This window comes from Amycolatopsis sp. NPDC043885, assembly GCF_056435685.1.
The window spans coordinates 615,276-623,106 of sequence record NZ_JBWKEA010000001.1 but is presented as its reverse complement, the minus strand read 5'-3'; the positions used below and the strand labels follow the sequence as shown (position 1 = coordinate 623,106).

The following is a 7,831-nucleotide window of genomic DNA, read 5'->3' as shown; positions in this document are numbered from 1 at the left end:
GAAGGGAAGGCGCTGTGTGGGGAGATTGGGTGGGGGGGGGGGGGGGGGGGGTTTGGGGGGGAAAACCAAAAACCCCCCCCACGACCACCCCGACCCACGCGCCACCGCCGCCTGAACGCTCACGAGATCGTTACGCGCTTCCTGTAGCGTTTCGCGCCCTGCGGACGATGAGTGATTCCCTTGCCGCACAGGCATTCCGCCAAAAGCAGGCGAATGCCGGACACCGGTAACGAACCCGGTCCTCTCGCCGACCAATGGGCAGCGGAATGCGGCTGGAGGAATTCGTCATGAAGATCAGTGTCTTCGGGCTCGGCTACGTCGGTTGCGTGTCGGCGGCGTGCCTCGCCGGACGCGGGCACGAGGTCGTCGGGGTCGACGTGAACCCGGTGAAGATCGAACTCGTCTCCAGCGGCAAGGCGCCGGTGGTCGAAGAGCGGATCGGGGAACTGACCGCGGAGGTCGTCGCCACGGGCAAGCTGAGAGCGACGACCGACGTAAGACAGGCGATCGCGGACAGCGAAGTCTCCCTGATCTGCGTCGGTACCCCGTCGGCGCCGAACGGCAGCCTGTCGACGGCGTTCCTGGAGCGCGTCGCCGAGGAAATCGGCGAAGCGCTCAAGACCAAGACGCGAAGACACACCGTCGTCTTCCGCAGCACCATGCTCCCCGGCACCTGCCTGGATCTGCTCGTCCCCATCCTCGAAAAGTCGTCCGGCCGCACGGCGGGCGTCGACTTCGGGGTCGCGGTGAACCCCGAGTTCCTGCGCGAGGGGAGCAGCGTCAAGGACTTCTTCGACCCGCCCAAGACCGTCATCGGCGAGCTCGACGCGGCGAGCGGCGACGTCGTCGCGGCGCTTTACGAAGGCCTTCCCGGCGAGGTCTTCCGCGTCCCGATTCCGGTCGCCGAGATGACGAAGTACGCCGACAATTCCTTCCACGGCCTCAAGATCGGCTTCGCGAACGAACTCGGCGCCATCTGCCGCGCGCTGGGGCTCGACTCCCATCAGGTGATCGACGTCTTCCTCGCCGACCGCAAGCTCAACATCAGCCCCGCCTACCTTCGCCCCGGGTTCGCTTTCGGCGGCTCGTGCCTCCCCAAGGATCTGCGCGGCCTGGTCTACGCCGCGCACCGCGCGGACGTCGCCGTCCCGATCCTGTCGCACGTGCTGCCCTCCAACGACGAACACCTCCAGCGCGCCTTCGACCTGGTCGCGCGCACCGGGAAACGCAAGGTCGGACTGTTCGGCCTGTCGTTCAAACCCGGCACCGACGATCTGCGCGAGAGCCCGCTCGTCGAACTCGCCGAGCGCCTGCTCGGCAAGGGATACGACCTCCGCATCTACGACGCCAACGTCAGCCTTTCGCGGCTGATCGGCGCGAACCGCGAGTACATCGAGGGCAGGTTGCCGCATCTCGGCCAGCTGCTCGCCGGCTCCATCGGCGAGGTCGTCGACCACGCCGAAGTCTGCCTCATCGGCTGCACCGACCCGGAGGTCCTCGCGGCCCTCCCGGCGGGCGGCGGCCACACCATCGTCGATCTCGTCCGCGTACCCGACGCCGACCGTCGCCGGGCTGAAGAGGGATATGTCGGTCTTGCCTGGTAAAGCGCTCATCCTCGTCGAGAACCTGTCCGTCCCCTTCGATCGCCGCGTCTGGCAGGAGTGCCAGACGCTTCGCGACGCCGGCTGGGAAGTCCACGTCATCTGTCCACAAGGGACGAAGCGGGACACCGAAGCCGAAGTCACCATCGACGGTGTCCACATCCTGCGGTACCCGCTGAAGGCCGCCACCGGTGGTCCGGCCGGGTACGTCCAGGAGTACGGCTCCGCGCTGTGGCACACGCTGCGGCTCGCCCGCAAGGTTGGCCGGGTCGACGTCGTGCACGCCTGCAACCCGCCGGACCTGCTGTTCCTCGTCGCGCTGTACCTCAAGCGCCAGGGCGCGAAGTTCATCTTCGACCAGCACGACCTCTGCCCCGAGCTGTACCTCTCGCGCTTCGATCGCGGCGAGGACTTCCTGTACCGCGCGGTCTGCGCACTGGAGCGCCGCACGTACAAGACGGCCGACGTCGTCATCGCGACCAACGAGAGCTACAAGGACGTCGCCGTCAAGCGCGGCGGCAAGTCGCCGGACGACGTCTTCGTCGTGCGCAGCGCGCCCGTGGTCGAGCGGTTCCATCAGGTGCCGGTCGAGCCCGAGCTGAAGAAGGGCAAGCCGCATCTGCTGGCGTACCTCGGCGTGATGGGCCCGCAGGACGGTGTCGACTACGCCTTGCGCGCGCTCGCGTCGTTGCGTGACGAGGTCGGCCGCACCGATTGGCACGCCGTGTTCATCGGCTCCGGCGACGCTTTCGACGCCATGGTGGCGCTGTCCAAGGAACTGAAGCTCGACGACCAGGTCGAGTTCACCGGCCGGATCCCCGACGAGGACCTGCTGCGCTACCTGTCCTCGGCCGATGTCTGCCTTTCGCCGGATCCGCTGAACCCGCTCAACGACGTGTCGACCATGAACAAGATCATGGAGTACATGGCGATGAGCCGTCCGATCGTCTCCTTCGAACTGCGGGAGGCCCGCGTTTCGGCCGGGGAGGCCGCTCTGTACGCGCCGGCGAACGACGAGCCGGAGTTCGCGAAGCTGATCGCGCATCTGCTCGACTCGCCGGAACAGCGGGCCGAGATGGGCGAGCTGGGGCGGGCGCGCGTCGCCGGTCCGCTCTCTTGGGAGAACTCTCAGAAAGCCCTGCTCGCGGCCTATGCGGCCGCGGCCCGGTGATCGACTTCCCGGTCGCGTTTTGAACAAGACTCGGGCAATCCTGTAACCAACATCGCGGTCGCTCCGACGGGATTGATGCTGCACCCGCACGCACCGATGGGAGACCCCGGCTTTGACTGACGATACGGTGCGCCTGTCCATGATCGGACAGGTTCTGCGCGGGAGGTGGCGGACCCTCGTGGTCCTCGCCCTCCTCGGCGCCCTGGTCGGCGCGGGATCGTCGCTGATCCTTTCTCCCGGCTACCGGACGACGTCCAGCGTGCTGTTGCAGGGCCCGCGCGAGGCTGACGAACTGCTCACCCAGGCCGAGGTGGCGACCAGTTCGGTCGTGCTCGACCGGGCCGCCGCCGGACTCGGTGACGGCGAGACCGGCGCCGATCTGCGGGACAAGGTGGCCACGTCGGTCGCACAGGGCAATGTCATCACCATCGAGGCCACCGGTGACACCGCCGAACAGACGCAGCGGATGGCCGACCGGATCGCGAGCGAGTTCGTGAAGTACTCGACGCAGATCATCGCCGGTTCCGGGGACGCCGCGGTCCAGCTGGCGCAGGAACGCCGGGAGACACTGCGACAGCAGGTCACGCAGACGAACCAGCGCATCAGCGAACTCTCCGCGAAGGTCAACGAAGGCAAGACGACCGTCGAGAGTGTCCAGCTCCGCACCGAACTGCAGGGCCTGCGCTCGTCGATCGAGTCGGCGATGTCCAGTTTGAACGCGGCCGACACCGCCAGCGGCCTCGGCAACATGGTCGTCCTCGGCTCGGCCGAACTGCCGTCCTCGGCGGCGGCACCCACGCTCCCGCAGCTCGCCCTCGGCGGCGCGGCGCTGTTCTTCCTCATCGGCCTGTTCGGTCACCTCTTCACCGCCCGCACCGACCGGCGGCTGCGGGACGAAGAGGAGATCGCCGCGGCGATCGGCGGCCCGGTGCTGGCCACCTTCGACGCCGTGGAGCAGCCGCCGGCGCGCACCACCTTGCGGGCCAAGCTCCTCCGTGACGACAGGCCGTGGAACGTCCCGCGGGTCGACGTCTTCGCCGACGAGATCGACTCCGACGCCTTGTACCAGCGCCTGATCTCCCGGTTGCCGCACCGGCTGCTCGTGGTCGCCGCGCACGGCGATACCGCCGGGCAGGCGGCCGCCGAACGGCTCGCCGCTCTCGCCGGCCGATGGTTCACCGTCGTGAAGGTTTCCCCGGCGCGGCCCGTCGTCGCGGACACCGACGCGGAAGGAGTCCTCGTCGTGGCGAGTGTCGGCTCCCGGTCCGCGTGGGAGCTGGTCGGGATCGCCGAAGCCATCGCCGACGCCGGTCTCGCCACGGTGGGCACCGTGCTGATCCGCCCGGTCCGGCCGACCCGCGCCCGCCCCGGTACGCCCACCCCGTCCGACCACGAAGCACTGGCAGGTACCGCGTGACCAGCGCCGAAAAAGCGAAGTCCGAGCCGCTCATCGACCTGCAGCGGCTGGTCGTCTCGGTACGCAGACGACGTCGCCTGTGGGTGGCCACCGCCCTGCTGGGGCTGATCGCCGGCGGGCTGGTCGCGATGCTCCTGCCGCCGCCGCCCACCGCGGTCGCACAGATCCTCGTGATCCACCCCGACGACTCGCCGACCGACAGCGGAACGCTGATGCGGACCGACGTCGCCGTGCTCCAGACGACGAAGATCGCCACCGAGGCGCTCAAGAAGCTGAACAGCACCCAGGCGCCGGAGGAGTTCCTGAAGGATTACGAAGGGCTGGGCCTGACGAACAACGTCCTCCAGCTGACGGTCAAGGGCAAGACCGAGGACGAGGCACTGGCCCGCGCGCAGGCGATTTCCGACGCCTTCATCGCCGAGTACGTCGGCCGCAACCAGGCTGCCGCGGCGGCGCAGCAGAAGGCCCTGCTCGACCAGCGCAACCAGGCCCAGGAGGAGCTCACCCCGATCGAAGCGTCGATCATCGCCGAAGAGGCCAAGGGCCGGAACGCCAACCCCGCGCAGCTGGAGCGGTTGTACTCGCGCCGCGCGGAGCTGACGTCCAAGATCTCCGACTACGACGGCCGAGCGCAGGAGGCGGGCATCGGTACGCCGAAGGTCGCCGCCGGGACGCAGATCGTGGACGCGCCGCGGATCCCGCCGCGTTCGCTGCTCAAGACCCTCGCCACCGACGCCGGGATCGGCTTGGCGCTGGGGTTGCTCGCCGGGCTCGGGCTCGCGGCCGTCACGAGCGTGGTGAAGGACCGGCCGGTTCTGCGCCGCGAGATCTCGCAGCACCTCGGCGCCTCTGTGATCGCGCAGCTGCCCAAACCACCGCGTTTCCTGCGGCGCTCTCGCGCGGCGACCCGGCGGCAGCGGGTCGCGACGACACTGGTCCGCGCCGTTCGGCGGGAAAACGGTTCGGTGTCGCTGCTCGACCTCGGCGCCCGCCAGGTCACCGCCGAGCTCGCCGTCGACATGGCGCGCGAGCTGGCCGGGAAGGGGCCGGTCTCGCTCGTCGACGACCTGCCGAAGACGAACCTCCGCGAGCTGACAGGCGAAAGTCCGATCCAGGTGCTGGACCGCGGCGAAGTCCCGATGGCCGCGGCGGAGAGGCGCATCGGTGTCGGCTCGATCGAGCCCGGCACGGCGTGGACCGACCTCGAGTTCCTCGGCGAGGAGACGATCCTCGTCGTGCGCGCCGGGCACGCGAACACCGAATGGCTGCATACCGTCGCCCGCCAGCTGGCCGATCGGCGGATCCCGATCATCGGCGTCGTCGTGGTGGACCCGGATCCGCGCGACCACACCGACGGGACGCTGTGGGACGGTCTGCACACGGCGTTGCGCGGTCGCGCCGGTGCCGTGCCGGAGCCGCTGCCCGTCCCCGCGCGGACGGTGGCGCCCGCGCGGACGGTCGCGCCGGAACGGCAGATGCCGCGGCCCGCGCCCAAGCCGGTCGAGATGTTCCCCGAGGACGTCCCGGTGCGGCGTCTCTCGACGGTGGCGCCGGTCGAGACGGCCGCCGAAAGCCCCGTCGAGCGGGTGCTGGAGCCGTCGAGGGAGAAGAAGGGCGCGCGACGCCATCCGCCGACGCCGTACCGGCGGTCCGAGGACCACGACAACGCCGATCAGCCGACCAAACGATTCTCGCCTGTGTCACCGGATAACGCCGAAGCCTTGTAAGGGGAGCGAAAGCAGATGTGCGGCATCGCAGGGGCCTACTTCTGGCCGGACGGGGGACCGCTCACCGATCGGCTCACCAAGACACTCGCCCACCGGGGACCCGACGGTTCCGGCAGGTACGACCATCGTGCCGGGGATGGCGATGTCCACTTAGGACACCGAAGGCTGTCGATCGTCGACCTGACCGAGACCGGCGCGCAGCCGATGGTCAAGGACGGGCTCGCGCTGACCTACAACGGCGAGCTGTACAACGCGCCGGAGCTGCGGAAGGAACTCGAAGCCGCCGGTGTGCGCTTCCGGGGGACGTCCGACACCGAGGTCCTGCTGGAAGCCTGGCGCGCGTGGGGCACCGTGGGTTTGCACCGGCTGCGCGGAATGTTCGCGTTCGGCGTCTTCGACGAGCGGTCCGGCGAGCTGGTGCTGGTCCGCGACCAGCTGGGGATCAAGCCGCTCTTCCTGGTGCGCCGCGGCAAGGGGGTCGCCTTCGCGTCCGAGCTGAAGGCACTGGCCGCCGAACTGGGCGGCTCGCTGACCGTCGACGACACCGCGCTCGTCGCTTCCCTGCTCTACTACTGGGTCCCGGACGGCCGCTGCGCGTTCAAGGAGGCCGAGAAGCTGCCGCCGGGCAGCTGGGCGCGGTTCCGGCCGAACGGCGACGTCGAACGCGGCACCTTCTGGTCGCTGCGCCAGGTCGCCGAAGAGGGGGCCGCGTTTGAGGGGGAGTTCGACCTCAATGCCGTCATCGAGGACTCCACGCGCAAGCACCTGATCGCGGACGTGCCGGTCGCGACGTTCCTCTCCGGCGGGCTCGACTCCAGCTACCTGACCGCGCTCGCCGCGCGCGAGCGGCCGGGGATCTCCGCGTACACCATCGGTTTCCGGGCCGAGGACGCGAAGTTCGAAGCGATGCCGGACGACCTGATGTACGCGAAGAAGGTCGCCGCGAAGTTCGGTGTCGACCTGCACGAGATCGAGATCGCGCCGCAGGTGCTCGATCTGTTGCCGCGGATGACGTACCACCTCGACGAGCCGATCGGTGACCCGGCGGCGATCAACAGCTACCTGATCTGCGCCGCCGCTCGCGAAGCAGGCATCAAGGTGATGCTCTCGGGCATGGGCGCCGACGAGCTGTTCGCCGGGTATCGCAAGCATCTGGCGAACAAGATCGCCGTTCAGTACCAGCGGGTTCCCGGCCTCGTCCGTCGCCCGGTGGAGTCCCTTGTGGACAGACTGCCGGTGGCGACGTCGAAACGGGGATTCCGGTCGGTCCGCTTCGCCAAGCGGTTCCTCTCGTTCGCGGAGCTGCCCGAGGAGACCGCGTTCCGGCGCAGCTACACGATGTACGACCAGGCCGAACTCGCCGGTCTGCTGAACCCGGACCTCGCCGGCGCCGTCGACGACGTGATCGCCGAGCACGCGGACACCTACCACGACAACACGTTGTCGGACTTCGTGAACCGCATGTGCCTCGCCGATTCCCGGCTCTTCCTGCCGGGGCTCAACCTCGCCTACACCGACCGGTCCAGTATGGCGGCGTCGGCCGAGGTGCGGACACCGTTCGTCGACATCGAGGTCGTGAAGGCCGCGTTCCGGATCCCCGGTGACCGGAAGATCGTGAAGCGCCAAGGGAAGATGGCGCTCAAGGAAGCGGCGCTGTCCATCCTTCCCGCCGAGATCGTGCACCGGCCGAAGGGCCTGTTCAGCGCGCCGCTGCGGGCTTGGATGAGCCGCGACCTCGCGCCACTGGTGCGCGAGGTGACGAACGAAGGTGAATTGGTGAAGGCCGGGTTCCTCCGTCGTGAGGCCCTGCGGAAGCTCGTCGACGAAGACGCGTCCGGGCAGCAGGACCGGTCCAAGCATCTCTGGCACATCTTGACCCTCGAGTACTGGTACCGCGGCGCCGTTTCCGCTCGGC

4 protein-coding genes and 1 pseudogene are annotated in these 7,831 nt (G+C 68.9%); all 5 read left to right on the top strand.

Going from position 1 to position 7,831, the window contains the following annotated elements; translation table 11 throughout:
• The first annotated feature begins 287 nt into the window (after window positions 1-287).
• Window positions 288-1,604, top strand: a complete 1,317-nt coding sequence (locus AC069I_RS03160; RefSeq protein WP_478230835.1) for a nucleotide sugar dehydrogenase — start codon at window positions 288-290, stop codon at window positions 1,602-1,604.
• The gene (locus tag AC069I_RS03155; protein ID WP_478264754.1) at window positions 1,585-2,772 is read left to right on the top strand and encodes a glycosyltransferase family 4 protein; all 1,188 of its coding nucleotides are present in this window, start codon (window positions 1,585-1,587) and stop codon (window positions 2,770-2,772) included. Before AC069I_RS03160 ends, AC069I_RS03155 begins: the two co-directional genes overlap by 20 nt.
• A 139-nt stretch (window positions 2,773-2,911) precedes the next feature.
• Window positions 2,912-4,189, top strand: a complete 1,278-nt coding sequence (locus AC069I_RS03150) for a YveK family protein (RefSeq protein WP_478264753.1) — start codon at window positions 2,912-2,914, stop codon at window positions 4,187-4,189.
• Entirely contained in the window at window positions 4,186-5,916 is a 1,731-nt protein-coding gene (locus AC069I_RS03145; protein WP_478264752.1) for a Wzz/FepE/Etk N-terminal domain-containing protein, read from the top strand. Before AC069I_RS03150 ends, AC069I_RS03145 begins: the two co-directional genes overlap by 4 nt.
• 15 nt (window positions 5,917-5,931) lie before the next feature.
• A pseudogene (gene asnB / locus AC069I_RS03140) lies at window positions 5,932-7,827 on the top strand (asparagine synthase (glutamine-hydrolyzing)); the annotation flags it as partial.
• Between the last annotated feature and the right edge of the window lie 4 nt (window positions 7,828-7,831).